This is a genomic window from Bacillus sp. MZGC1 (assembly GCF_002998605.1).
Lineage (GTDB): Bacteria > Bacillota > Bacilli > Bacillales > Bacillaceae > Bacillus.
Genome location: NZ_PVRE01000003.1, coordinates 276,864 through 302,430, shown reverse-complemented (window position 1 = coordinate 302,430; position 25,567 = coordinate 276,864). Strand labels below are relative to the sequence as shown.

General features: G+C 41.9%; 26 protein-coding genes. 25 read left to right on the top strand and 1 reads right to left on the bottom strand.

What is annotated here, in order from left to right:
* Positions 1–77: 77 nt before the first annotated feature.
* The 8 genes from hemW (at position 78) to mtaB (ending at position 9,225) form a co-directional block, all read left to right on the top strand.
* Positions 78–1,217: a radical SAM family heme chaperone HemW gene (gene hemW, locus C6Y06_RS11010; protein ID WP_106036878.1), complete on the top strand. Its 1,140-nt coding sequence runs from the start codon at positions 78–80 to the stop codon at positions 1,215–1,217.
* 81 nt (positions 1,218–1,298) lie between these two features.
* A complete protein-coding gene (gene hrcA, locus C6Y06_RS11005) occupies positions 1,299–2,330 on the top strand; it encodes a heat-inducible transcriptional repressor HrcA (RefSeq protein WP_060596651.1) in 1,032 nt (343 codons plus the stop codon).
* 63 nt (positions 2,331–2,393) lie between these two features.
* The gene (grpE, locus tag C6Y06_RS11000; protein WP_034661362.1) at positions 2,394–2,951 is read left to right on the top strand and encodes a nucleotide exchange factor GrpE; all 558 of its coding nucleotides are present in this window, start codon (positions 2,394–2,396) and stop codon (positions 2,949–2,951) included.
* Between the two features lie 24 nt (positions 2,952–2,975).
* Positions 2,976–4,817 carry a molecular chaperone DnaK gene (gene dnaK, locus C6Y06_RS10995; protein WP_034661361.1) on the top strand — a complete coding sequence of 614 codons (1,842 nt, stop codon included), beginning with the start codon at positions 2,976–2,978 and terminating at the stop codon, positions 4,815–4,817.
* A gap of 164 nt (positions 4,818–4,981) precedes the next feature.
* Entirely contained in the window at positions 4,982–6,115 is a 1,134-nt protein-coding gene (gene dnaJ / locus C6Y06_RS10990; RefSeq protein WP_003217525.1) for a molecular chaperone DnaJ, read from the top strand.
* A 22-nt stretch (positions 6,116–6,137) separates the two neighbouring features.
* On the top strand, positions 6,138–7,073 hold the full coding sequence (gene prmA / locus C6Y06_RS10985) for a 50S ribosomal protein L11 methyltransferase (protein ID WP_106036877.1): 936 nt from the start codon (positions 6,138–6,140) through the stop codon (positions 7,071–7,073).
* Positions 7,074–7,096: 23 nt separating this feature from the next.
* A complete protein-coding gene (locus C6Y06_RS10980; RefSeq protein ID WP_060596653.1) occupies positions 7,097–7,867 on the top strand; it encodes a 16S rRNA (uracil(1498)-N(3))-methyltransferase in 771 nt (256 codons plus the stop codon).
* Entirely contained in the window at positions 7,867–9,225 is a 1,359-nt protein-coding gene (gene mtaB / locus C6Y06_RS10975; RefSeq protein ID WP_034661359.1) for a tRNA (N(6)-L-threonylcarbamoyladenosine(37)-C(2))-methylthiotransferase MtaB, read from the top strand. Before C6Y06_RS10980 ends, mtaB begins: the two co-directional genes overlap by 1 nt.
* A 41-nt stretch (positions 9,226–9,266) precedes the next feature.
* On the opposite strand, the gene C6Y06_RS10970 is transcribed toward mtaB, so the two are convergent.
* Positions 9,267–10,196: a Na/Pi symporter gene (locus C6Y06_RS10970; protein ID WP_034661358.1), complete on the bottom strand. Its 930-nt coding sequence runs from the start codon at positions 10,194–10,196 to the stop codon at positions 9,267–9,269.
* A 182-nt stretch (positions 10,197–10,378) separates the two neighbouring features.
* Between C6Y06_RS10970 and rpsU the strand changes: the two genes are divergently transcribed.
* The 17 genes from rpsU to glyS all read left to right on the top strand — a co-directional run bounded on the left by rpsU (position 10,379) and on the right by glyS (position 25,513).
* Positions 10,379–10,552: a 30S ribosomal protein S21 gene (gene rpsU, locus C6Y06_RS10965; RefSeq protein ID WP_003152957.1), complete on the top strand. Its 174-nt coding sequence runs from the start codon at positions 10,379–10,381 to the stop codon at positions 10,550–10,552.
* Positions 10,553–10,566: 14 nt separating this feature from the next.
* Positions 10,567–11,016, top strand: a complete 450-nt coding sequence (locus tag C6Y06_RS10960; RefSeq protein ID WP_106036876.1) for a GatB/YqeY domain-containing protein — start codon at positions 10,567–10,569, stop codon at positions 11,014–11,016.
* Positions 11,017–11,157: 141 nt separating this feature from the next.
* The gene (locus C6Y06_RS10955) at positions 11,158–12,471 is read left to right on the top strand and encodes an NfeD family protein (RefSeq protein WP_106036875.1); all 1,314 of its coding nucleotides are present in this window, start codon (positions 11,158–11,160) and stop codon (positions 12,469–12,471) included.
* Positions 12,472–12,497: 26 nt separating this feature from the next.
* Positions 12,498–13,490, top strand: coding sequence for a flotillin-like protein FloA (gene floA, locus C6Y06_RS10950; protein WP_034661354.1), 993 nt, complete (start codon positions 12,498–12,500; stop codon positions 13,488–13,490).
* Between the two features lie 31 nt (positions 13,491–13,521).
* The gene (locus C6Y06_RS10945; RefSeq protein ID WP_106036874.1) at positions 13,522–14,019 is read left to right on the top strand and encodes a hypothetical protein; all 498 of its coding nucleotides are present in this window, start codon (positions 13,522–13,524) and stop codon (positions 14,017–14,019) included.
* Between the two features lie 206 nt (positions 14,020–14,225).
* Entirely contained in the window at positions 14,226–14,507 is a 282-nt protein-coding gene (yqfC, locus tag C6Y06_RS10940) for a sporulation protein YqfC (protein WP_012010618.1), read from the top strand.
* Positions 14,508–14,525: 18 nt separating this feature from the next.
* Positions 14,526–15,716, top strand: coding sequence for a sporulation protein YqfD (gene yqfD, locus C6Y06_RS10935; protein WP_106030980.1), 1,191 nt, complete (start codon positions 14,526–14,528; stop codon positions 15,714–15,716).
* A 3-nt stretch (positions 15,717–15,719) separates the two neighbouring features.
* Positions 15,720–16,679 (top strand): PhoH family protein, encoded by a 960-nt coding sequence (locus C6Y06_RS10930; protein WP_060596660.1) that lies wholly within the window; start codon positions 15,720–15,722, stop codon positions 16,677–16,679.
* Between the two features lie 114 nt (positions 16,680–16,793).
* Positions 16,794–18,905 carry an HD family phosphohydrolase gene (locus C6Y06_RS10925; protein WP_374955736.1) on the top strand — a complete coding sequence of 704 codons (2,112 nt, stop codon included), beginning with the start codon at positions 16,794–16,796 and terminating at the stop codon, positions 18,903–18,905.
* On the top strand, positions 18,906–19,385 hold the full coding sequence (gene ybeY, locus C6Y06_RS10920; RefSeq protein WP_106036872.1) for an rRNA maturation RNase YbeY: 480 nt from the start codon (positions 18,906–18,908) through the stop codon (positions 19,383–19,385).
* The gene (locus tag C6Y06_RS10915) at positions 19,363–19,749 is read left to right on the top strand and encodes a diacylglycerol kinase family protein (RefSeq protein ID WP_060596662.1); all 387 of its coding nucleotides are present in this window, start codon (positions 19,363–19,365) and stop codon (positions 19,747–19,749) included. The genes ybeY and C6Y06_RS10915 overlap by 23 nt, the downstream gene beginning before the upstream one ends.
* A gap of 113 nt (positions 19,750–19,862) precedes the next feature.
* A complete protein-coding gene (locus C6Y06_RS10910) occupies positions 19,863–20,261 on the top strand; it encodes a cytidine deaminase (protein WP_034661347.1) in 399 nt (132 codons plus the stop codon).
* Positions 20,254–21,159, top strand: coding sequence for a GTPase Era (gene era, locus C6Y06_RS10905; RefSeq protein WP_060596663.1), 906 nt, complete (start codon positions 20,254–20,256; stop codon positions 21,157–21,159). Before C6Y06_RS10910 ends, era begins: the two co-directional genes overlap by 8 nt.
* A 148-nt stretch (positions 21,160–21,307) precedes the next feature.
* Positions 21,308–21,451 carry a YqzL family protein gene (locus C6Y06_RS10900; protein ID WP_003217288.1) on the top strand — a complete coding sequence of 48 codons (144 nt, stop codon included), beginning with the start codon at positions 21,308–21,310 and terminating at the stop codon, positions 21,449–21,451.
* 35 nt (positions 21,452–21,486) lie between these two features.
* Positions 21,487–22,257: a DNA repair protein RecO gene (gene recO / locus C6Y06_RS10895; RefSeq protein WP_034661344.1), complete on the top strand. Its 771-nt coding sequence runs from the start codon at positions 21,487–21,489 to the stop codon at positions 22,255–22,257.
* Between the two features lie 330 nt (positions 22,258–22,587).
* Positions 22,588–23,475, top strand: coding sequence for a glycine--tRNA ligase subunit alpha (glyQ, locus tag C6Y06_RS10890; protein ID WP_012010611.1), 888 nt, complete (start codon positions 22,588–22,590; stop codon positions 23,473–23,475).
* Positions 23,468–25,513 (top strand): glycine--tRNA ligase subunit beta, encoded by a 2,046-nt coding sequence (glyS, locus tag C6Y06_RS10885; RefSeq protein ID WP_106036871.1) that lies wholly within the window; start codon positions 23,468–23,470, stop codon positions 25,511–25,513. Before glyQ ends, glyS begins: the two co-directional genes overlap by 8 nt.
* Positions 25,514–25,567 lie beyond the last annotated feature (54 nt).

Here is a 25,567-nt window from a genome sequence, read left to right as displayed (position 1 = left end):
GCGTTTATAGTCGAAAACAAACAAAGGTGCCGCAGCGATAAACTGCGGCTCTTTACCTGTAAAGAAGGTGTCATCAAATGAAAGCAGCATACATTCATATTCCATTTTGTGAGCACATTTGCCACTATTGTGATTTTAATAAATTTTTCATTAAAACGCAGCCAGTCGATGAATACTTAGCGGCTCTTGAAAAAGAGATGCAGCACACGATCGAGCAAAAGGGCGAGCAAGAACTAAAGACGATCTTTATTGGCGGGGGAACGCCGACATCACTGACCGTCAGCCAGCTAGACCAGCTCATGAACAGCATTCACCGTGTGTTAAAACCGGCAAAGCATCTGGTTGAATTTGCAGTGGAAGCGAACCCAGATGAATTATCACTCGAGAAGCTGCATGTATTAAAAGCAGCCGGCGTCAATCGGCTAAGCTTTGGGGTGCAAACCTTTGAAGACGATTTACTCAAAAAAATCGGACGAGTTCATCAAAAGAAAGATGTCCTCACGTCTTTCCAGCGAGCAAGAGCGGTTGGGTTTGACAACATTAGCCTCGACCTCATGTTTGGATTGCCGCATCAAGAAAAGCATCATGTGATGAATTCACTTGAGACAGCTTTCTCATTAGGGGCAGAGCATTATTCTGTCTACTCACTGATTGTGGAGCCGAAAACAGTTTTTTACAACTTAATGCAAAAAGGCAAACTGCATTTACCGCCGCAAGAACGTGAGGCTGAAATGTATGAGCTTGTGATGGATGAAATGGAGCGACATGGATTAAAGCAATACGAAATTAGCAATTACGCAAAACCTGGCTTTGAAAGCCAGCATAACCTGACCTATTGGAGCAATGAAGACTACTTCGGTTTCGGTGCAGGAGCACACGGGTATGTAGATGGCATCCGAAATGTGAACGCAGGGCCTGTGAAGCATTACTTGGAACTGATTGAGCAAACTGGGTTCCCGTATAAGGAAACTCATCAGGTCACAAAAGCAGAGCAGATAGAAGAAGAAATGTTCTTAGGCCTTCGAAAGATCGAAGGGGTGAAAAGTGCCGACTTCCAAGCCAAATATGGTGTTGCACCAGAAGCTCTTTTTTCCACTGTTCTTGAAGAATTAGAAGAAAAAGGTCTCATTGTAAAAGGTGACATCGGCATTCGTTTAACAAGAAAAGGGAAATTGTTAGGAAATGAAGTATTTCAAGCGTTTCTCGGTGAGTTATAATTGACATTTTAATTTGAGTTTGGTAATTTTGTTTATACAATTAGCACTCGTTGAAAGAGAGTGCTAACAGGGGTGATGATGATGTTAACAAATCGTCAGCTTTTGATTCTGCAAGTCATCATTAATGACTTTATTCGTTCGGCGCAGCCAGTGGGGTCAAGGACTCTTTCTAAAAAAGAGGACATCACATTCAGCTCTGCGACGATTAGAAACGAAATGGCTGATTTGGAGGAACTTGGTTTTATTGAAAAGACCCATTCTTCATCTGGAAGAATTCCTTCAGAAAAAGGATATCGTTATTATGTAGATCATTTGCTCTCTCCGCGAAAACTGTCGTCTAAAGAGCTTGTGCTCATCCAGTCGGCTTTTCAGGAGAAAATTTTTGAGCTGGAAAAAACAGTTCAAAAATCGGCGGAAATTTTATCAGATCTCACAAACTATACATCGATTGTGCTTGGTCCAAAGCTGAGTGAAAATCGATTAAAGCAAATTCAGCTTGTCCCCGTTCAGCCAAACAAAGCAGTAGCGATCATGATTACAGACAGCGGGCATGTTGAAAACAAAACCATTACCTTCTCTGAGCATCTCGATGTCTCCGATATTGAGAAGCTGATGAATATTTTGAATAGCCGATTAGCTGGCGTTCCAATGGACCAGCTGAAGGACAGGATGTATAAAGAAGTGGTCATGCTTCTGCGCACACATTTAAAAGATTATGATCACATTTTAGATGCGCTGGGCAACACATTTACATCGACACAAAATGAATCAAAACTTTTCTTTGGCGGGAAGATTAATATGTTGAATCAGCCAGAGTTTCATGACATCGACCGCATTCGCTCACTCATGATGCTGATTGAGCAAAAGAATGATGTCATGCAGCTGTTTCATCCAAATCAGCAAGGAATCACCATTAAAATCGGTTCAGAAAACAATTTGGAAGCAATGGAGAACTGCAGTTTGATCACAGCCACTTATTCGATTGATCAAAAATCACTTGGCTCCATTGCCATCATCGGTCCAACCCGCATGGATTACGGGCGAGTCGTTAGTCTTTTGCATCATGTATCAAAAGACTTGTCAAACGCACTTTCCAATTTGTATGATGAGTAGGGTGATAAAAGATAGGGGCATTGCCCCTTCGTATTCTTGAATCTTTTGAGGGAGGTGAACACAATGTCAGAAGAAAAACAGACACCTGAGCAAGAAGCAGAGGTTGAAGCACAAGAAGAAGCAGTTCAAGCAGATACTGAGGAAGTAACACATGATGAACAGTCTGCCTTCCAAGAGAAAATCGATGAATTGCAGCAGCTTCTAGATGAAAAAGAAAACAAAATTCTGCGTGTTCAAGCAGATTTTGAAAACTATAAACGCCGTGCTCGAACTGAAGTGGAGACCGTGCAAAAATATCGTTCTCAACATGTTGTCAGCGATCTTCTCCCAGCTCTTGACAACTTTGAAAGAGCGCTTGGAATTGATCCAGACAATGAGCAGACGAAAAGTTTGTTAGAAGGAATGCAAATGGTTTACCGTCAGCTGGTAGAAGCGTTGAAAAATGAAGGCGTTGAACCGATTGAAGCTGTCGGCAAAGAGTTCGATCCAAACCTTCATCAAGCCGTCATGCAAGTTGAAGATGAAAATGTCGATTCAAATATCGTAGTAGAAGAATTGCAAAAGGGCTATAAACTCAAAGACCGAGTTATTCGTCCATCAATGGTAAAAGTAAATCAATAACTACATAATGGGAGGTCATCGATTATGAGTAAAATCATTGGGATTGACTTAGGAACAACAAACTCATGTGTTGCAGTACTTGAAGGCGGAGAGCCAAAAGTTATTGCAAACGCTGAAGGAGCACGTACAACACCATCAGTTGTCGCTTTTAAAAACGGAGAGCGCCAAGTTGGTGAAGTAGCGAAACGTCAATCAATTACAAACCCGAACACAATCATGTCTGTTAAAAGACATATGGGTACAGATTATAAAGTAGAAGTTGAAGGCAAGAACTATACACCGCAGGAAATCTCTGCAATCATTCTTCAACACCTTAAATCTTATGCTGAAGGCTATCTTGGCGAAGAAGTAACAAAAGCTGTAATCACAGTTCCTGCTTACTTCAACGATGCAGAACGCCAAGCGACAAAAGATGCTGGTAAAATTGCTGGTCTTGAAGTAGAACGTATCATCAACGAACCAACAGCAGCTGCACTTGCGTATGGTTTAGATAAAACAGAAGAAGATCAAACGATTCTTGTATACGACCTTGGCGGCGGTACATTTGACGTATCAATCCTTGAGCTTGGAGACGGGGTCTTTGAAGTACGCTCAACTGCTGGTGACAACCGTCTTGGTGGAGACGATTTTGACCAAGTCATCATTGATCACCTAGTAGCTGAATTCAAAAAAGAAAATGGTATTGACCTTTCTAAAGATAAAATGGCGCTTCAGCGTTTAAAAGATGCTGCTGAAAAAGCGAAAAAAGATCTTTCAGGTGTATCTTCTACACAAATCTCATTGCCATTTATCACAGCTGGAGAAGCAGGTCCTCTTCACCTTGAATTAACGCTGACGCGTGCTAAATTCGAAGAGCTTTCTGCAGATCTTGTAGAGCGCACAATGACACCTGTACGTCAATCTTTGAAAGATGCTGGTTTATCTGCTAGCGAGATTGATAAAGTCATCCTTGTTGGTGGATCAACTCGTATTCCTGCAGTACAAGAAGCAATCAAAAAAGAAACAGGCAAAGAGCCTCATAAAGGTGTAAACCCTGATGAAGTGGTTGCTCTTGGTGCGGCGATCCAAGGTGGAGTCATCACAGGAGATGTCAAAGACGTTGTTCTTCTTGACGTAACACCACTTTCTTTAGGAATTGAAACAATGGGCGGCGTATTCACGAAGCTGATTGAACGTAATACAACCATTCCAACAAGTAAATCTCAAGTATTCTCAACGGCTGCTGACAACCAAACAGCGGTAGACATCCATGTCCTGCAAGGTGAGCGCCCAATGGCAGCAGATAACAAAACATTAGGCCGTTTCCAATTGACTGACATCCCGCCAGCACCACGCGGCGTACCACAAATCGAAGTATCTTTTGATATCGATAAAAACGGTATTGTCAACGTACGTGCGAAAGATATGGGTACAGGCAAAGAGCAAAACATCACAATCAAATCTTCTTCAGGTCTTTCTGATGATGAGATCGAAAAAATGGTAAAAGAAGCAGAAGAAAATGCTGAAGCAGATGCGAAGAAAAAAGAAGAAATCGAAGTGCGCAATGAAGCAGATCAATTAGTGTTTACAACTGAAAAAACATTAAAAGATCTAGAAGGCAAAATCGATGAAGAGCAAGTGAAAAAAGCAAACGACGCGAAAGATGCACTAAAAGCTGCGATCGAAAAAGGCGAGCTTGAAGACATCAAAGCGAAAAAAGATGAGCTGCAAACAATCGTTCAAGAACTAACGACAAAGCTCTATGAAGAAGCTGCAAAACAAGCACAAGCTCAGCAAGAAGGCGGCGCTGAAGGTGCTCAAAAAGCAGATGACAATGTAGTGGATGCAGAATACGAAGAAGTAAACGACGATCAAGAGAAAAAATAATCACCTTTACTTTTGAAAAAGACTGCTGAAACGTACTCGTCAGAAAGTCAAAGTCAGGATCTCTTGGCTTTGACTTTTTTTCTTTCCAATGATGAAAGCAATTGAAAAAGGTCAAATCAAAATGATACAATCGTATTTATGTGAGAAATCGGGAGTGTGAAGAGATGAGTAAGCGTGATTACTATGAAGTGCTTGGCGTGAGTAAGAGCGCCTCAAAAGACGAGATCAAAAAGGCATACCGCAAGCTTTCAAAAAAGTATCACCCTGATATTAATAAAGAAGCTGGCTCAGATGAGAAATTCAAAGAAGTAAAAGAAGCCTATGAAACCCTTTCTGACGATCAAAAACGTTCGCAATATGACCAGTTCGGTCATACCGATCCAAACCAAGGCTTTGGCGGCGGCGGTTTTGGCGGAGGAGGAGACTTTGGCGGCTTCGGCGGCTTTGATGACATTTTCTCTAGTATTTTTGGCGGCGGAGCCAGAAGAAGAGATCCAAATGCACCGCGTCAAGGAGCAGACTTGCAATATACAATGACGCTTTCATTTGAAGAAGCAGCATTTGGGAAAGAAGCAACGATTGAAATCCCTCGCGAGGAATCATGTGAAACATGTCATGGATCAGGGGCAAAGCCTGGGACAGAAGCAAAGACTTGTTCACATTGCGGCGGCTCTGGTCAATTAAATGTTGAGCAGTCAACTCCGTTTGGTAAAGTGGTCAATCGCAGAGTATGTAACTACTGCAGCGGAACAGGAAAACAAATCGATCACAAATGTTCTACATGTGGCGGCTCTGGTAAAGTGCGTAAGCGTAAGAAAATCAATGTGACGATTCCAGCAGGAGTTGACGATGGTCAGCAGCTCAGAGTGTCTGGTCAAGGGGAACCAGGTGTAAATGGAGGGCCTCCAGGCGATCTATTTGTTGTGTTCCATGTGCGTTCGCATGAATTCTTCGAACGTGACGGAGATGACATTTACTGCGAAATGCCGCTAACCTTTGCACAGGCTGCATTAGGTGACGAAATTGAAGTGCCGACATTACACGGTAAAGTAAAATTGAAAGTCCCTGCTGGCACGCAAACTGGCACGAAGTTTAGACTCAAAGGAAAAGGTGTGAAAAATGTACGCGGCTATGGCCAAGGCGATCAGCATATCGTTGTACGAGTCGTCACACCGACAAATTTAACGGACAATCAAAAAGATATCATTAGAAAATTTGCTGAAGTGAGCGGAAATAAACCGGACGAACAAGAAATGAGCTTCTTCGATAAGGTGAAACGCGCATTTAAAGGCGAGTAAGACGGATAAGGAGTTGGTAGTATTGAAGTGGTCAGAAATTAGCGTCCATACAACAAATGAAGCGGTGGAACCGATCACCAATATTTTGCATGAAGCAGGTGCAAGTGGTGTCGTGATTGAGGACCCGCTTGATTTAGTCAAGGAACGTGAAAATGTATACGGTGAGATCTACCAGCTCGATCCGAATGACTATCCTGATGAAGGGGTCATCGTCAAAGCCTATCTTCCAATGAACAGCTTTTTGATGGAAACGGTAGATGAGATCAAAGAAGCCATCAACAATCTTCTTCTATACGATATTGACCTTGGACGAAACACGCTGTCTATTTGTGAAGTAAATGAAGAGGAATGGGCCACCGCATGGAAGAAATACTATCATCCTGTGAAAAACTCTGAAAAATTCACCATCGTTCCAACATGGGAAGAATATACTCCGGTTCATTCTGATGAACTGATTATTGAAATGGACCCAGGAATGGCATTTGGAACAGGGACACATCCAACAACCGTTCTTTGTATTCAGGCGCTTGAGCGCTATGTGAAGGAAAACGATACGGTGATTGATGTTGGAACAGGCTCTGGGATTTTAAGTGTGGCAGCAGCGATGGTTGGTGCAAAGGACATTCAAGCCTTTGATCTCGACACCGTTGCGGTTGAAAGTGCGAAGCAAAACATCGAACTAAATGGTGTAAGCGAACAAGTGACGGTCAAGCAAAACAACTTACTTGATGGGATTTCAGGTGAACGTGATGTGATCGTCGCCAACATTCTCGCAGAAGTGATTTTGCGCTTTACAGATCAAGCCTATGACTTATTGAAGAAAGATGGCTATTTCATTACATCAGGCATCATTGGACAAAAGAAATTACAAGTCAAAACAGCACTAGAAGAAGCAGGTTTTGACATTGTTGAAGTGCTGTCAATGGAAGATTGGGTCAGCATTATAGCGAAAAAATAAAGCGAGTAGGTGTCAGGACACGTATGCAACGATATTTTATCGACCTCACGAAAGAAGAAGTGATCGCAAAGGGATCTATCGTCATAAAAGGTGAAGATGTACATCACCTTTCCAACGTCATGCGCATGAAAGCAGGGCAGGAAATCCTTTGCTTAACGACAGACGGCTTTGAAGCGCTCAGTAAAATTGATACAATAACAAAGGAAGAAGTCATTTGTCACGTTGAAGGCTGGACAAATCAGGACAGAGAGCTTCCGGTAAAAGTAACAATTGCGAGCGGTCTCCCAAAAGGAGATAAGCTTGAGCTGATTATCCAAAAAGGCACAGAGCTTGGCGCAAGTGCATTTATCCCGTTTCAAGCGGCTCGTTCCATTACAAAGCTTGACCAAAAGAAGTCACATAAAAAACGAGAACGCTGGGAGAAAATCGCGAAAGAAGCAGCTGAGCAGTCCTACCGGAATATCATTCCTCGTGTTGATCCAGTATCAACGTTTAAAGAGCTGACTCAATTAGCTGGTGAATTCGATAAATGTGTCGTTGCATACGAAGAATCATCGAAAGAAGGAGAGCAAAGCCGCTTTCAAACTGTGCTCCAACAGATGAAAGGCGGACAAACCTTGCTCGTGGTTTTTGGCCCTGAAGGCGGTTTGGCAGAAAAGGAGATTGACGAGCTTGAAACGCTTGGTGCAGTCATTTGCGGGCTCGGACCACGCATTTTAAGAACGGAAACAGCTCCTCTTTACGCGCTTTCTGCTATATCTTATCAAACAGAGTTATTAAGAGGTGAATCATGATGGGAACAGTAGCGTTCCATACACTTGGCTGTAAGGTCAATCACTATGAAACAGAAGCGATCTGGCAGCTGTTTAAAGAAGCAGGCTATGAAAGAAAAGAGTATGAATCAAAAGCAGACGTATATGTCATTAATACATGTACGGTCACGAATACAGGCGATAAGAAAAGCCGCCAAGTTATTAGAAGAGCCATTCGTCATAACCCGGATGGTGTCATTTGTGTAACAGGCTGTTATGCGCAAACATCTCCAGCAGAAATTATGGCGATTCCTGGTGTTGATATTGTCGTTGGAACACAAGACAGACATAAATTACTCGGTTACATTGAAGAATATCGCAGAGAAAGACAGCCGATTAATGGGGTTGGCAATATCATGAAAGCACGTGTGTTTGAAGAACTCGATGTTCCTGCATTTACAGACAGAACACGCGCTTCATTAAAAATCCAAGAAGGCTGTAACAATTTCTGTACATTCTGCATTATTCCTTGGGCTCGCGGACTTCTTCGTTCTCGTAATCCAGAAGAGGTCATCAACCAAGCGCAGCAGCTTGTGGATGCCGGCTATAAAGAAATTGTATTAACAGGTATTCACACAGGCGGATACGGAGAAGACTTAAAGGATTATAACTTTGCAAAGCTTCTGAAAGAATTAGATGAACGTGTCATCGGTTTAAAACGAATCCGTATTTCATCTATCGAAGCAAGCCAAATTACAGATGAAGTGATTGAAGTGCTTGATCAGTCAGATAAGATTGTCAGACACTTGCACATCCCGCTTCAATCTGGCTCGAATACAGTCCTGAAAAGAATGCGCCGTAAATATACGATGGAATTCTTTGCAGAGCGTTTAACAAAGCTGAAAAAAGCATTGCCAGGCCTTGCTGTCACCTCTGATGTGATTGTTGGATTCCCTGGGGAAACAGAGGAAGAGTTTTTGGAAACGTACAATTTTGTCAAAGACCATCAATTCTCTGAACTACACGTATTCCCTTACAGCAAACGTACAGGTACGCCAGCTGCAAGGATGGAAGATCAAGTGGATGAAAATGTGAAAAACGAACGCGTCCACCGCTTGATTGCTCTTTCTGACCAGCTTGCGAAAGAATATGCATCAGCTTATGAAGGAGATGTCCTAGAGATTATTCCGGAAGAATCCTTCAAAGAACAAGAAGGAAAGCACAATCTTTATGTGGGATATACGGATAACTATATGAAGGTTGTTTTTGAAGGAACAGAGGACATGATCGGCCGTTTGGTCAAAGTAAAAATCATGAAAGCGGGTTATCCTTATAACGAAGGACAATTCGTTCGTATCAGTGATGATGTGCAAACAGACAAAGTGAGAATGACCTCATAATAGATAAAAAAACCGGCTGCCAAAAGGGCAAGCTGGTTTTTTTATTTTGACTGATTTGGTAAAAGACATAAGATCAATGTGTGAAATGGATGAATGAACGGGAAGAAAAGCAAAGAGCTTGCCACATTAAACAGCAGGCTGAAGTGCGCAATTTGCTGGGCTGGAGCGTTTGCAAGAAGGGCGACGAATTCCGTCATCATGGCGAGAAATGGGAGACATAAAAGCACGCCGAGCACATTAAACAAAACGTGTGCATAAGCCGTTTGACGTGCTGCATAGCCGCCAGATATGGCAGCCATTACGGCTGTAATACATGTCCCGATATTTGACCCTAACACAAAGCTTATGCCTTCCTGAAGCCCAACAGTTCCTTCATTCATAAACCCCATTAAAATGCCGATACAGACGGAGCTCGAATGAACAATCGCTGTGAAAATGGTACCCGAAAGCAGCGCCGTCCAGTCAGAATGCTGCATCATTTCAAGAAAGCGCAATGTCTCAGGCTGACTTGTCATCATACCTGCAATTTTAGAAAAGCCTTGAATACAAAAAAAGATCATCCCGAGCCCAAATATACTTTTTCCTGCATGCCTAAAAGATTTTCTGCCAAACATGATGCATATTAGACCAGCTAGGATTAAGACCCACATGAAAACATCCATTTTAATGGCGATAAATTCTGTTGTAAACGTGGAGCCAATATTGGTGCCAAGAATCATTGGAATGGATTTTTTAAAAGAGAGAATGCCTGTACTGACAAAGCCGATCACGATGACCATAAACGCTGAACTGCTTTGAAGAATCCCTGTAAATACGATGCTGACCAAGAATGCTTTTATTGGGTGATCTGTAAAGAGAAGAAGTGATTTCTCAATACGAGACGACGCAAGCGCCATTAATCCTTTTCTCAGCAAACCCATTGACCATAAAAAAATGAAAATAAGTGCACAAAAATAAATGATCGCCATCATAGAAAAGTCCTCCTCTTACCAATGAATATATGGACTTGTCTACCTGCTCATGACGAAAATATATTTCCAAATCACTTAGTTGACCTCACACTAGGCTTATATTATAATGTCTAGGTACATGTTTTGCATGTATATCTTTTTTTAATGCAGTCGATTGGTGTATTCGGAGGGAGGGAAAGAGAATGTCAAAAACGGTCGTTAGAAAAAACGAATCGCTTGAAGATGCTCTTCGTCGCTTTAAACGCAGTGTATCCAAAACTGGAACATTGCAAGAAGCAAGAAAGCGTGAATTTTATGAAAAGCCTAGCGTAAAGCGCAAGAAAAAGTCTGAAGCTGCTAGAAAACGTAAATTCTAAAGAGGGTGGATTTTATGAGTCTTCTTGAGCAATTAAATACTGATATGAAGCTTTTTATGAAAAACCGTGAGAAAGACAAGCTTGTTGTCATTCGTATGGTAAAGGCTTCGCTCCAAAATGAAGCAATTAAGCTTAAGAAAGGCAGTTTGACCGGCGATGAGGAACTAACCGTCCTTTCCCGCGAGATTAAGCAACGTAAAGACTCCCTCCATGAATTTTCGAAAGCTAATCGCTTAGATTTAGTAGATAAAGTTCAAAAAGAGATTGACATCTTAGACGTTTATTTACCTGAACAGTTTTCTGAAGAAGAACTGCAAACGATCGTGAAAGAAACGATCGCTGAAACAGGTGCTTCATCGAAGGCTGATATGGGTAAAGTCATGAGCGCTATTATGCCAAAAGTAAAAGGTAAAGCTGATGGTGCTGTCATTAACAGACTTGTCAGCGAGCAACTGTCTCAATAAAAAAGTATCCTTCTATTGTTAGAAGGGTACTTTTTTTATACCTTCATCATTCTGTCATATAAAAATGAAACCTATGATACATTTGTAACGTATGTAAAGGAACGGTAAAATGGAAGATAGAGAGGAGGGATCACCAAATAGATGAAAAAAATAAAAATTTCTATTGCTCTCTTCAGTTGTTTTATAATATGCTTGTTATTAGGGGTTCAATTGACCGCGAAATCAGTAGATCAGAAAGTTCATGTTATCCCAATTGAAGATACAGTAGAAAAAGGACTTTCTAAATTTATTGAACGATCATTTGAGCAGGCAAAGTCCGAACGAGCGAAACATATCATTCTAGACATCAATACACCAGGTGGTGCAGTCGATGCGGCGCTTGAGATTGCAGATACCATTCGTGCGTCTGATATCCCTGTGACAGCATTTGTGAATCATAGAGCGCTTTCAGCCGGGGCATTCCTTGCACTAAATGCCGACGAGATTTATATGACCCCAAATGGAAAGATGGGAGCTGCTGCGATCATTGATGGGGAAGGCAATGCTGCCGATCAAAAATCTGAATCGCTATGGCTTGCTGAAATGAGTGATGCTGCCGAAAAGCAGGGGCGTGATCCGAAATATGCGCTTGCGATGGCTGATCCAGACATAGATGCGAAGGATGCTGGTGCACCAAAAGGAGAACTGCTCACCTTTAATACGGATCGAGCGCTTCAATTTGGTTACGCAGAAGGTGAAGCGAAGAATTTAGATGACTTGCTTCAGAAGCTGAAATTAGCAGACGCTTCTGTTCAATACGATGAAGTGAGCTTTGCTGAAAAGGTTGCGCGCTTTCTCACGCACCCAATCGTCATTCCAATCCTTTTATCCATCGCAAGCTTAGGGTTAATTGTTGAGCTCTATTCTCCTGGCTTTGGGGTTCCAGGCACCATGGGAGTGACAGCGCTTCTTTTATTCTTTTATGGACATCTCGTGGCTGGTTTTGCAGGATATGAGACGTTGTTCCTGTTCTTAGCAGGGATATTGCTCATTATTCTGGAATTGTTTTTGCCGGGGGGAATCGTAGGTGTCATTGGACTGATCTGTGTTGTTGCCAGCTTATTTTTAGCAGCTGGAAGCTTTACAGAAATGGCGATTTCCATCTTGATTGCCACTGCTGTTTCAATCATAGCAGTTATTTTATTGACAAAGGTGTTGGGGAAACGTATGAAATTTTTTAAAAAGTTCATTTTAACCGATTCAACCAATAAAGAAAGCGGTTATGTCTCAAATGAAACAAGAGAGGATCTTGTTGGACAGATCGCTGTTACATTAACAGCGCTTCGCCCATCTGGGACGGCTGTACTCGGAGATGAGCGCATTGACGTTGTGTCAGAAGGTGCGTTTATTGACAAGGATGAACAAGTTAAAATCGTCAAAGCGGAAGGCTCACGCATTGTCGTGAGGAAAGTATAGATAACTGATTTTATAGGAGGAATAAAATGGATCCATCTACTTTACTATTATTTGTGATTATCGCAGCAGGTCTGATCGTTCTATCGATCTTCTTCACCTTTGTACCGGTGATGCTGTGGATTTCTGCCTTAGCGGCTGGCGTAAGAGTGAGCATTTTTACACTTGTAGGAATGAGACTTCGTCGAGTCATTCCAAACCGAGTGGTCAATCCGCTCATCAAAGCACATAAAGCAGGTCTTGATGTGACGATTAACCAATTAGAAAGTCACTACCTGGCAGGTGGTAACGTTGACCGTGTTGTGAACGCATTAATCGCGGCTCAACGTGCGAATATTGAATTGAACTTTGCACGTTGTGCAGCGATCGACCTAGCAGGCCGTGACGTACTTGAAGCTGTACAAATGAGTGTAAATCCTAAAGTCATTGAAACACCATTTATCTCTGGTGTGGCAATGGACGGGATTGAAGTAAAAGCCAAAGCACGTATTACAGTTCGCGCAAACATCGAACGACTTGTCGGTGGTGCAGGGGAAGAAACAATCATTGCTCGTGTAGGTGAAGGAATTGTCTCTACAATCGGTTCATCAAATAATCATAAAAAGGTTTTAGAAAATCCAGATATGATTTCTCAAACGGTTCTTGGTAAAGGATTAGATTCAGGTACTGCGTTTGAAATTCTCTCGATTGATATCGCAGATGTGGATATCGGTAAGAACATCGGGGCGATTCTGCAAACGGACCAAGCAGAAGCAGACAAAAACATCGCACAAGCGAAAGCGGAAGAACGCCGCGCAATGGCTGTTGCCCAAGAACAAGAAATGCGTGCAAGAGTTGAAGAAATGCGCGCGAAAGTCGTAGAAGCAGAGGCTGAAGTACCACTTGCAATGGCTGAAGCATTACGCGAAGGTAATATTGGAGTCATGGACTACATGAACATTAAGAATATCGATGCTGATACGGATATGAGAGATTCATTTGGTAAAATGACAAAAGGTCCATCTGATAATGAAAACAAATAAGCATCCTCTCACGCTTTAAGGAGGGAGCCCAATGGACATTCTATTTGAAAATCCGTTACTAATTGCGATTATCATCGGTATCATCTCTGCTGTATTTGGGAAAATCGGCAAACAAGAGGAGAAGGAACAAAACAACCAGCAACATAAGCCGGCTCCTCAGAATAAGCCTATGCCTCAAAAGAAAGCAGAACAAACCAGCCCGAACCCAGTCAAAACAGACCAGTTGGACGATTTCGGCGATGTACATGATCATGGCGGGATGAAGAAACAAGGTTCACAGTCCTTACAGGATCGTTATACCGCTACACTAGCTGAAATGGAAGAAAGAAAAAGCGAGCTGAATAAAGAGTTCAAATCTCTTGAAAGGCAGCTGACCAGACCGAAAGCTTCTGCTGCGGAAATGAAGCCGTACGTCATTAACAGGCTTAACCAAAATACTGTTGTTCAAGGCATGCTTCTTGGAGAAGTATTTGGAGAGCCGCGCGCGAAAAAGCCGCACAGAACGATGAAACGGCCATATAAAAGATAAAGAAGAAAGTCCCTTTATATAAAGGGACTTTTTTGTTTTTCCTGATGGAGATTTCTCGCAGTAAAAATGATGAAACGGCTGTTTTGCGGGATTCATTAGCATGATCTGAACCGCTGAGGAATAGGATGATATAGAGGCTTTCTCATCAGTCTCACCATCTTTCAGTTTGATCTCATACACATGGGGCGGGAAGGGGTTCTTATTGAATGGGAAAAAGAAAAAATCGACTTAAAGCATGGCTGACAAGAACACTTGAAATCCCTCCAGACGTCATGATGGATCTTCCCCGTATTACGATGGTTGGCAGACTCCACATTTACATAGAGAACCATAAAGGGCTTTTGCTTTTCAGTGATCAAGAGGTAAGGCTGATGCTCAAACAAGGACAATGCATTATTTCAGGGAAAGATTTTGTGATTAAAACGATTTTGCCAGAAGAGATCTTATTAGAAGGGAAAATCGATGAGGTCCGTTATATTGATTCTTAACTGACGGAGGGGAGAAGTGTGAAGAATAAATGGTTCGCCTATTTTATTGGCAGAGTGGAAGTGGAGATCAAGGGAAACGGCATTGAGCGGCTCATCAATGAGTGCACGAGACAGGGGATCACAATGTTTCAAGTGAGCCGCCGTCAAGACAGCGTGCGCTTATTTATTCGCTTATCAGATGTACATGCCTTCAGAAAAGTACAAAGACATCATGAAGTGACATGTTCATTTCATCAAAAGAAGGGATTTCCGTTTCTTCTCCTATGGTCAAGGAAGAATATTGGGTTTACCCTTGGGATTGTGTGTTTTCTAGCGACGATATTGGCGCTTTCAAACATGGTGTGGAAAATTGATATTAAAGGAGCCAATCCAGAAACTGAACATCAGATGAGAAAGCATTTAGACGAGATTGGAGTGCAAAAAGGCCGTTTTCAGTTTCTAATGGGAACACCTGAGAAAATTCAAAAATCACTGACCGCCAATATTCAAAGCATTACATGGGTCGGCGTTGAACTAAACGGTACAACATTTCAAATGAAAGTTGTGGAAAAAAATGAGCCGGAAGAAGAGAAATATACGAGTCCTCAGCACATCGTTGCCAAGAAGAAGGCTGTCATCACGAGAATGTATGTGGAAAAAGGGGAGCCGCTTGCCGCGGTTGACGAACATGTGAAGAAAGGGCAGATGCTCGTCTCTGGTCTCATCGGCAGCGAAGACCAGCAAAAAACGGTGGGTGCTAGAGCGAAAATTTATGGTGAAACGTGGTACCGTTCTGAAGTTTCTGTCCCTCTTCGAACATCTTTTGATGTCTTTACGGGTAAAATGAAGACAAAGCACAAGCTCTCCGCATTTGGAGGTTCAATGCCATTTTGGGGCATTTCCTTTAAAAAGGATGATTTTAAGCAGCCAAAAACAGAAACAGAAGTTCACCCACTACATTTCTTAAACTTCCAGCTCCCATTTTCCTATGAAAAAGAAATGACACGCGAAAGTGAAAAAATAAATCGGACATACACAAATAAAGAAGCGGTTCAAGCAGGGATTAAAATGGGTAAAAAAGAATTAGAAGAGAAGCTAGGTCAAACAGGAGAGGTGAAAAGTGAAAAAGTTTTGCACGAGACAACAGGGAATGGTAAAGTTAAGTTAATCATCCTTTACCAAGTAATAGAAGATATTGTTCAACCAACACCTATTGTTCAGGGAGACTAGAGAATGACAGAACATTTACTTGAAATTCAACAAAAATTAGATAGCCCAAACGAAGCGATTGCTTTATTTGGAAATCAAGATGCTTATCTGAAACTGATGGAAAACGAGCTGAATGTCTCCATTATTACGCGCGGAGAAAAAGTGTATGTTTCTGGTCAGGAAGCATCAAGAGAAACAGCGAGCCGTCTGATTACATCTCTCTTACATCTCATCCGAAAAGGAATTGAGATTTCTGAACGGGATGTCGTCTATGCTATTAAAATGGCGCAAAAAGACAAGCTCAATTATTTTGAAAATATGTATGAAGATGAAATTACGAAAAATGCTAAAGGGAAGTCAATCAGGGTAAAAACCATTGGCCAGCGGGAATATGCTGCGGCGATGAAAAAAGATGACCTGGTCTTTGGAATTGGACCAGCTGGAACAGGGAAGACGTATTTGGCAGTCGTCAACGCGGTACATGCACTGAAAAATGGACATGTGAAACGGATTATCCTGACAAGACCAGCTGTTGAAGCAGGAGAGAGTCTTGGCTTTTTACCAGGTGATCTAAAGGAAAAAGTAGATCCTTATTTAAGACCACTATATGATGCCTTGCATGATGTGCTTGGCAGTGATCATACGGAACGTTTAATCGAGCGCGGCGTGATTGAAATAGCGCCTCTTGCCTACATGAGAGGGCGGACACTCGATGATGCATTTGTTATTTTAGATGAAGCGCAGAATACAACGCCTGCCCAAATGAAAATGTTTTTGACGAGACTTGGGTTTGGCTCTAAAATGGTCATTACAGGAGATATTACACAGATTGATCTGCCGAAAGGCATGCAGTCTGGTCTTGCAGCTGCAAAGGACATGCTTGCAGAGATCAAGGGCATTTCATTTATTGAGTTAGACCAGACAGATGTGGTCAGACACCCGCTTGTGGCGAAGATCATCGGAGCATACGAAAAGCAAAAATGAACTTAGTGACCCGATCGTCTTCATCGGGTCATTTTGTTTCGATCGTGGTTTAAAGTAAAAAAGGAGGTACTTTCCTTGAGAAAGAATCAGAAAGACAGTCAGCGCAAAAGACTACTGTCTAAAAAAGAACCTCAGAAAATGGAGCGCTCACGTTATTTAAATGTTTTGCTATACGCAGGTTTAGCAGCCATTCTATTCGTGGTGCTCTTCTTCCATGTAAAGCCTGAATCGCTCGACTTAGATTTATTTTCAGTGAGCGAACAGACCATCTATTCTCCATCAACCGTCGATGATCAAGAAGCGACAGAAGAAAAGAAGCAAGAAGCAACAGATCAAGTAGAGGATCAATATACACTCAAAAAAGCGTATTCTGACAATCGTGTTGACCTCATCTCCTCCCTTTTTGAAGCCATTAAAGAAGAGAAGAAAGCAGCTGATGAAAAAGAGAATCCGCCATCAGATAAAGAAATGGTCAAGCGTGTCAAAGAAAAACTCACATCAGATATGCAGGAGGCTGTTTCAGACCAATCCATCAAAGCACTGCTTCAGGCAAGTGACGAAAATCTCTCTTTTACTAAGGATTCCATCATCACAGTGGTAAATTCACTGATGAGTAAAGAAATCACAGCAGCGAAATTACAAGATGAGAAAAAACAAGTGAAAACAGAGCTTGAAAATAATTCAATTCCATCAAAATACTTAAATGCAGCAAAAGAAATTGGTGAATTTGCGATCATTCCAAACTATGTATTTGATCCAGTGGCTACAGAGAAGAAAAGACAAGAAGCCGCTGATAATATTCAGCCCGTTCAGATTAAGCAAGGGCAAATTTTAGTCGAAGAAGGAGAACTTATCGACCGGGAAGTGTATCGTAAATTAGAACTGACAGGCCTCTTAAACAGCTCCAATTTGATTAAGCCTGTAAGCGGTCTTATGATATTGATTGGTCTGTTTTTAGCAGCGATTATTCATTCACTTGAAACGAGGAAAAAATCGCTTGTTCATAAGAATAAGTCGTTGCTGCTCTACTCGCTTATTTTCACCATTATTTTAGTCATCATGGAAGTATTCAGTCTCTTCCAGGAAACGAAGTATACGACGATAGGTTATGTGGTACCAGTGGCACTTGGCACGATGCTGATCAAGCTGCTTATCAATGAGCGGCTAGCGATCTTCTCTGGCCTTGTATTTGCTCTTTGCGGCAGTATGATGTTTAATCAAGGAGTAACCGGCGTCTTTAACTATGTGATCTGTGCTTATTACCTTGTGAACGGGATGGCGGGCATTTTATTTTTGAGAAAGCATAATGCACGTTCAAAAATATTGCAGGCAGGGCTTTGGGTCGCTTTAATGAATGTCCTTGTGGTTCTATCCATTACGCTGATCCAAAACTCCTCACCATCAGGGCTTGAAATCGGTGTGAACCTCATGATGGCGTTTGTGTCAGGGTTTGCATCATCTATTTTGGTCATTGGGTTAATGCCTGTGTTTGAGAGTATGTTCGGCATCCTTTCAACAATGAAGCTGATTGAATTATCAAACCCAAATCATCCGCTGCTCAAAAAGATTTTAACAGAGACACCAGGTACATATCATCATAGTGTCATGGTGGCAAATTTAGCGGATGCTGCATGTGAAGCAGTTGGCGCAAACGGTCTTTTAGCAAGGGTTGGCGCTTATTATCATGACATTGGGAAAACGAAAAGACCGCAATACTTTATCGAAAACCAAATGAACATTGATAATCCGCATGACAAGCTTTCTCCTCAGCTAAGTAAAAATATCATTATTGCCCATACGACAGATGGAGCTGATATGCTGAGAGAAAAGAAGTTTCCTGAAGAGCTTGTCGATATTGCAGAACAGCATCACGGGAAGTCACTGTTAAAGTTCTTTTACTATAAGGCAAAAGAGCGTGATGATCAGGTGACAGAGGAAGAATTCCGTTATCCTGGTCCAAAACCGCAATCAAAAGAAGCGGCAATTATTTCTGTAGCGGACAGCGTTGAAGCGGCAGTACGATCGATGCATAATCCAAATCCAGAGCGAATCGAAAAGCTCGTCAAAGGCATTATTTCAGATAAAATGCAGGATGGGCAATTTAGTGAATGTGATCTGACATTTAAAGAATTAAATATTATTGGTCAAACGATTTGTACAACATTAAAGGGGATTTTTCATTCTCGGATTGAATATCCAGATGCCCCGAAGCAGAAGGTGAAGTAAATGACATTGTTAATCGATTTAATAGATGAAACAGGACAAGTATCAAAAGAGCAGCTTGAAGAAGTGGAAAAGCTTCTTCAGTTCGCTGCAGATGCCCTTGAGGTCAAAGATCAAGCGGAGCTATCAGTGACGATCGTCTCGAATGAAGAGATTCATCAAATCAATAAAGAATACCGCGGGAAAGACGCACCAACGGATGTCATCTCCTTTGCACTTGAGGAAGAAGGAGAAGGGGAAATTGAAATCATTGGTGCTGATGATATTCCGCCTGTACTCGGCGACATCATCATTAGTGTGGACCGTACGAAAGAGCAGGCAGAGGAATATGGACATTCCTTTATGAGAGAGCTTGGATTCCTCACCATTCATGGGTTCCTTCATTTGCTCGGGTTTGATCATATGACAGAAGAAGATGAAAAAGAAATGTTCGCCAAACAGACAAAGATCTTGGATGATTATGGCCTTTCAAGATCTTCGTAAGAAAAGAAGGCCGCTTGCCCGTTTTTTTCGGAGTTTTTATTATGCATTTAGAGGAATATGGCGAACTTTCTTGAATGAACGGAATTTTCGATTTCACACAGTCGCAGCCATCATCGTGGTGATCTGCGGCTTTTGGTTTCACATTGAACCATACGAATGGATGATCGTTTTGCTTTTATGCGGGGGGATGTTTGCGCTTGAACTTGTCAATACAGCCATTGAACATACAGTGGACCTGATGACAGAAGATAAGCACCCTCTTGCAGAGAGAGCGAAGGACGCTGCAGCAGGCGCTGTTTGCGTTTACGCCGCGATTTCGGTTATGATTGGGGTGATCATCTTCTTACCGAAGATCATGCAATAGAACAATATTACTATTTATTAACATTTTTAGAAATGGGCGTGAAAATGTCACGTGAATTATGTAAAATATAAATGTGACAGTGGGTCCATTTCTTCTGAAAGTGGGAACTAGGAATGAACAAACAAGAGTTGATTTCAGAAGCAGTTAAAGCAAGAGATTTTGCATATGTACCCTATTCAAAATTCAAAGTCGGTGCAGCATTATTGTCGAATGATGGAAAAGTGTATGGCGGCTGCAACATTGAAAATGCAGCATATGGCATGTGTAATTGTGCGGAAAGAACAGCACTTTTTAAAGCCTATTCAGAAGGCATCACATCGTTTCAAATGCTAGCGGTAGTGGCTGATACAGACCGGCCTGTTTCGCCGTGCGGCGCATGCAGACAGGTCATTTCAGAGCTGTGTGCACCTGATATGCCAGTGATTCTAACGAACTTAAAAGGACATATATACGAAACAACAGTAAACGAACTATTGCCAGGCGCATTTTCACCGGAGGATTTAAATGACTAACGAAAGCTTCAAATCAGGATTTGTATCAATTATTGGAAGACCAAATGTAGGAAAATCAACCTTTCTTAATCGTGTGATTGGACAAAAGATCGCCATCATGAGTGATAAGCCCCAAACGACACGAAACAAAGTGCAAGGTGTCTTGACAACAAACACGTCACAAACGATCTTTATCGATACACCAGGGATTCATAAACCTAAGCATAAGCTTGGTGACTTTATGATGAGAGTGGCTACAAATACACTGAAGGAAGTCGACCTGATCTTGTTTATGATCAATGCACAGGAAGGCTATGGCAAGGGTGATGAATTCATCATTGAACGACTCAAGCAAACATCTACACCGGTATTCCTAGTCGTCAATAAAATCGACCAAATTCACCCAGATGAGCTGTTCCTTTTAATTGATGAATACCGCACACGTTATCCATTTAAGGAAATTGTGCCAATTTCAGCTCTTGAAGGAAACAACATTGACACGCTTCTTCAGCAGATTGAAGGTTATCTTCCTGAGGGCCCTCAATTTTATCCGGCAGATCAAGTAACAGATCATCCAGAGCGGTTTATTATTTCTGAATTAATTCGTGAAAAAGTGCTGCATTTAACGAGAGAAGAGATCCCGCACAGTATTGCAGTTGCGATCGAATCCATTAAGCCAGATGAAAATGGCAAGATCCATGTTGCGGCGACCATTGTCGTAGAACGTGATTCACAAAAAGGGATCGTCATTGGTAAACGAGGCAGCTTATTAAAAGAAGTGGGACAAAAAGCGCGCAGAGATATTGAAGCACTTCTCGGTTCAAAAGTGTATCTGGAGCTTTGGGTAAAGGTTCAGAAGGACTGGCGTAATAAATCCACTCACCTTCGTGACTTCGGATTTAGAGAAGACGAATATTAAAAAATCGCTGTTGTTGTCATAAAATCTGACAATGGTGCGGTTCGATTAGTAAAAATTGTTTATCATGAAATGGAGGTAGCTTGGTCAAGATAAAATTAATATGTTGGATGTAGCGTTGCTGCTTCTAATAAAGAAAGGTGGGGTTTTTATGTTGAATTTTACATGGAACGTATTTTCACAAACAGGAAGCGTTGACACGTATCTGCTTTTCAAAGAGTTAGAAAAGGAGAACCTGGAAAGACCCGATGTACTTGAAGAAGAGATAGCACGATTTGATTTTCCAATCTTATAATTCTTGACCCCCTCCAATGCTCGGAGTGTAGACAAATGCTCATTAAAAGTGAAGGAATCGTCCTTAGAACAACAGATTATGGCGAAACAAACAAAATTGTCACGCTGCTCACTAGAGAACATGGGAAAATTGGCGTGATGGCAAGAGGTGCAAAAAAATCAAACAGCCGCCTGTCAGCCATAAGCCAGCCGTTTTTATACGGAACCTTTCTGATCCAATCATCAACAGGACTTGGAACGCTCCAGCAAGGCGAAATGATTGAAAGTATGCGAACCATTCGGGAGGATTTATTTTTGACCGCATATGCCGCATATATGACAGAGTTACTCGATAAAGGCACAGAAGAAAAAAAGCCAAACCCTTATTTGTTTGAGCTCCTGCTTCAATCTCTGCGTCATCTGAATGAAGGCACAGATGCTGATATTATCTTATTTATCGTAGAGGTCAAAATGTTATCAGTAATGGGAATGAAGCCTGAACTTGATCAATGTGTCCATTGTGGTCAAAAAGAAGGGCAGTTTCATTTCTCTATTAGAGATAACGGCTTCATTTGCCAAAATTGCTTTTCTAAAGATCCGTATAAACTGCCCTTATCCCCAGCAGCTGCAAGGCTGCTCCGTTTATTTCATTATTTTGATTTATCAAGGCTCGGTCAGGTTGATGTGAAACCGCAGACGAAACAAGAAATTCGTCAAGTGCTCGATCACTACTATGAAGAGTATTCAGGCCTTTATTTGAAATCAAAAAAATTCATGAATCAGATGGAATCCATGAAAAAGCTAATGGGCGGGGAAAACAAAAGTTGACATCTCCCATGACTTTTTGTAAGATCATCTAAGATAAAATATGTTGCATTGACAGAAAGAAGTACTTACGCAGAATTCATTAAAAGCGACCTTAGGGCGGTGTGAGCTAAGGATGGAGGCGTAACGAAAGGCATTCTTGAGCAACGTAAAACAAAGCGGCTGGATGCTACGACACCAGCAAATAGGGTGGAACCGCGGGAAAAACTCTCGTCCCTATGTTTGCAAGGAGCCTTGCGAGCATAGAGACGGGAGTTTTTGTGTTCTTTTGCGGGGTTCTAGACCCACCCGCTATACATAGTGGATGGTGTAGAAAAGATGGAGGTGCGATCATTGAATATTCAAGACATGATTTTGACGCTGCAAAAGCATTGGTCAAATGAAGGCTGCGTATTAATGCAGGCGTATGACACAGAAAAAGGTGCCGGAACGATGAGTCCATACACGTTCCTCAGAAGCATTGGCCCAGAGCCGTGGAAGGTAGCGTACGTTGAGCCTTCAAGACGCCCAGCTGATGGCAGATATGGAGAAAACCCAAATAGATTGTATCAGCATCATCAATTCCAAGTGATCATTAAGCCGTCACCTGACAATATTCAAGAACTGTATCTTGAATCATTGAAAGCGCTTGGTATTGACCCGCTGAAACATGATATTCGTTTTGTCGAAGACAACTGGGAAAACCCATCTCTTGGCTGTGCAGGACTTGGCTGGGAAGTATGGCTTGATGGAATGGAAATCACCCAATTCACGTATTTCCAGCAAGTCGGCGGCTTGGAATGTAAGCCTGTTTCCGTTGAAATCACATACGGTATTGAACGTCTTGCTTCCTACATTCAGGACAAAGAAAATGTCTTCGATCTTGAATGGACTGACGGATTTACGGTCAGAGATTTATTCCTAATGGCTGAATATGAGCACTCTGTTTATACATTTGAAACATCTAATACTGACATGTTGTTTGAGCTATTTACGACCTATGAGAAAGAAGCGCATAGCCAAATGGACAAAGGGCTTGTTCACCCAGCATACGATTATGTGCTCAAATGCTCTCATACGTTTAACCTGCTCGATGCAAAGGGCGCAATTTCTGTTACTGAGCGAACTGGATATATCGGAAGAGTGCGCCAGTTAGCAAGAAAAGTAGCCAAAACCTATTATGAAGAACGAGAAAAATTGGGATTCCCTATGCTAAAAGAGGAGGCGGCTTCTCATGAATAAACAAGATGTATTACTCGAAATCGGCTTAGAAGAGATGCCGGCTCGCTTCATGTCAGAAAGCACAAAGCAGCTAGGCGAAAAAGTAAAAACGTGGTTTGAAACGCAAAACATTTCATTTGAAGATGTTACTCTATTTAACTCACCAAGACGTCTTGCTGTACTTATGACAGGTGTCGCAGAAAAACAAGAAGACATCAAAGAAGAAGCAAAAGGTCCGGCTAAAAAGATTGCGCAAGATGCGGAAGGCAACTGGACAAAAGCAGCGGAAGGTTTTGCCCGCGGACAAGGTGCTTCAACAGATGATCTCTATTTTAAAGAGATCAAAGGAGTGGATTATGTCCATGTGCAGAAGTTTGAAGAAGGAAAGCAAGTTAAAGACCTTCTGCCAGCATTAGGTGAGATCGCCACTTCATTAAGTTTTCCAAAGAACATGAGATGGGGAAGCAAAGATTTACGCTACATCCGTCCGATTAAATGGATTGTTTGTTTATTTGGAGAGGAGATTGTACCTGTTGACATTGCTGGGGTGAAAAGCGGCCGTGAGACAAGAGGACACCGTTTCCTTGGTAAGGCAGCCATCATCGACTCGCCTGCTTCTTATGAGCAAACATTGCGCGATCAATTTGTCATTGCAGATTCAGATAAAAGAAAACAAGCCATTACCGAGCAGCTAAATGCTCTAGCTTCAGAAAAAGGATGGGTGATTCCTGTTGATCCTGAGCTTCTAGAAGAGGTCAACAATCTTGTAGAATACCCAACGGTGCTATCGGGTTCCTTTGAAGAAGAATTCCTTGCATTGCCGGAAGAAGTATTGGTAACGACAATGAAAGAGCATCAGCGTTATTTCCCTGTGAAAAATGAGCAAGGGGAATTATTGCCGCACTTTATTACGGTGAGAAATGGAAACAGTGAAGCGCTTGAAAATGTCGCAAGAGGGAACGAAAAAGTACTTCGTGCACGTTTATCAGATGCTGCCTTCTTCTATAAAGAAGACGAAAAACTAGTCATTGAAGACAATATTAAGAAGCTTGATAAGGTCGTATTCCATGAGAAACTTGGCACAATTGGCGATAAGCTAAAGAGAGTGACTGACATTGCGACGCGTTTAGCAGCACATGTCGGTGCAGATGACGAAACGACAGAGCGTGTGGCAAGAGCCGCAAGTATTTCGAAATTTGACCTTGTGACTCAAATGGTCTATGAATTCCCAGAATTACAAGGAATCATGGGCGAGAAATATGCAAAAGCACTTGGCGAACATGAAGAAGTGGCAAAGAGCATCAACGAGCACTATATGCCGCGCTTTGCCGGTGATGAGGCGCCCTCCACTTTGATTGGTGCGATTGTGGCAGTAGCAGATAAGCTGGATTCTATTTGTTCCTTCTTCTCAATTGATGTCATTCCAACAGGCTCTCAAGACCCTTATGGACTGAGAAGACAAGCGAGCGGTATCGTTCAAATCCTGCTCGATCGTCATTGGAATATTTCATTTAAAGAGCTTTTGGCACTTGCTCAAGTAGAAGCAGAACATGAAGCTGCTCTGATTGAATTTTTGACACACCGTTTAAAATATGTCCTCCAAGCAGAGCATATCCGTCATGATGTTGTCGATGCAGTGCTGGATGTTGAAAATATTGAACCTTATGCAGTCGTGAAAAAAGCAGCTGTTCTTGAAGAGAGCGTGAAACAAGAAAGCTTCAAAGAAACGGCAGAAGCATTAGGACGCGTCATTTCAATCAGTAAAAAAGGGGAAGATGCAGAGATTCAGCCTGAGCTGTTTGAAAATGAGCATGAGCAAAAGCTATATGAGGCGTATCAACAAGTAGAGACAGCTGTCAAGGAACATGTAGCAGCAGGGCAATACAGCGCAGCACTTGAGGCGCTAGATACGTTAAAAACACCGATTGTTCATTATTTCGATCACACAATGGTACATGCGGATGATGAAAAGCTGAAGCGAAATCGTTTGGCGCAAATGGTCAAACTAGCCAAAGTCATTCAATCATTTGCGAATATGAACAATTTAATTGTAAAATAAATACCTAAGAACGGTTGCCTTTTTCGAAGGGCAATCGTTTTTTACTCATTTAAT

Bases quoted from the DNA above. Each gene is read 5' to 3' on its own strand.
- hemW (WP_106036878.1), top strand. From the start codon at position 78: ATGAAAGCAGCATACATTCATATTCCATTTTGTGAGCACATTTGCCAC.
- hrcA (WP_060596651.1), top strand. From the start codon at position 1,299: ATGTTAACAAATCGTCAGCTTTTGATTCTGCAAGTCATCATTAATGAC.
- grpE (WP_034661362.1), top strand. From the start codon at position 2,394: ATGTCAGAAGAAAAACAGACACCTGAGCAAGAAGCAGAGGTTGAAGCA.
- dnaK (WP_034661361.1), top strand. From the start codon at position 2,976: ATGAGTAAAATCATTGGGATTGACTTAGGAACAACAAACTCATGTGTT.
- dnaJ (WP_003217525.1), top strand. From the start codon at position 4,982: ATGAGTAAGCGTGATTACTATGAAGTGCTTGGCGTGAGTAAGAGCGCC.
- C6Y06_RS10980 (WP_060596653.1), top strand. From the start codon at position 7,097: ATGCAACGATATTTTATCGACCTCACGAAAGAAGAAGTGATCGCAAAG.
- mtaB (WP_034661359.1), top strand. From the start codon at position 7,867: ATGGGAACAGTAGCGTTCCATACACTTGGCTGTAAGGTCAATCACTAT.
- C6Y06_RS10970 (WP_034661358.1), bottom strand. From the start codon at position 10,196: ATGATGGCGATCATTTATTTTTGTGCACTTATTTTCATTTTTTTATGG.
- rpsU (WP_003152957.1), top strand. From the start codon at position 10,379: ATGTCAAAAACGGTCGTTAGAAAAAACGAATCGCTTGAAGATGCTCTT.
- C6Y06_RS10960 (WP_106036876.1), top strand. From the start codon at position 10,567: ATGAGTCTTCTTGAGCAATTAAATACTGATATGAAGCTTTTTATGAAA.
- C6Y06_RS10955 (WP_106036875.1), top strand. From the start codon at position 11,158: ATGAAAAAAATAAAAATTTCTATTGCTCTCTTCAGTTGTTTTATAATA.
- floA (WP_034661354.1), top strand. From the start codon at position 12,498: ATGGATCCATCTACTTTACTATTATTTGTGATTATCGCAGCAGGTCTG.
- C6Y06_RS10945 (WP_106036874.1), top strand. From the start codon at position 13,522: ATGGACATTCTATTTGAAAATCCGTTACTAATTGCGATTATCATCGGT.
- yqfC (WP_012010618.1), top strand. From the start codon at position 14,226: ATGGGAAAAAGAAAAAATCGACTTAAAGCATGGCTGACAAGAACACTT.
- C6Y06_RS10930 (WP_060596660.1), top strand. From the start codon at position 15,720: ATGACAGAACATTTACTTGAAATTCAACAAAAATTAGATAGCCCAAAC.
- ybeY (WP_106036872.1), top strand. From the start codon at position 18,906: ATGACATTGTTAATCGATTTAATAGATGAAACAGGACAAGTATCAAAA.
- C6Y06_RS10915 (WP_060596662.1), top strand. From the start codon at position 19,363: ATGGCCTTTCAAGATCTTCGTAAGAAAAGAAGGCCGCTTGCCCGTTTT.
- C6Y06_RS10910 (WP_034661347.1), top strand. From the start codon at position 19,863: ATGAACAAACAAGAGTTGATTTCAGAAGCAGTTAAAGCAAGAGATTTT.
- era (WP_060596663.1), top strand. From the start codon at position 20,254: ATGACTAACGAAAGCTTCAAATCAGGATTTGTATCAATTATTGGAAGA.
- C6Y06_RS10900 (WP_003217288.1), top strand. From the start codon at position 21,308: ATGTTGAATTTTACATGGAACGTATTTTCACAAACAGGAAGCGTTGAC.
- recO (WP_034661344.1), top strand. From the start codon at position 21,487: ATGCTCATTAAAAGTGAAGGAATCGTCCTTAGAACAACAGATTATGGC.
- glyS (WP_106036871.1), top strand. From the start codon at position 23,468: ATGAATAAACAAGATGTATTACTCGAAATCGGCTTAGAAGAGATGCCG.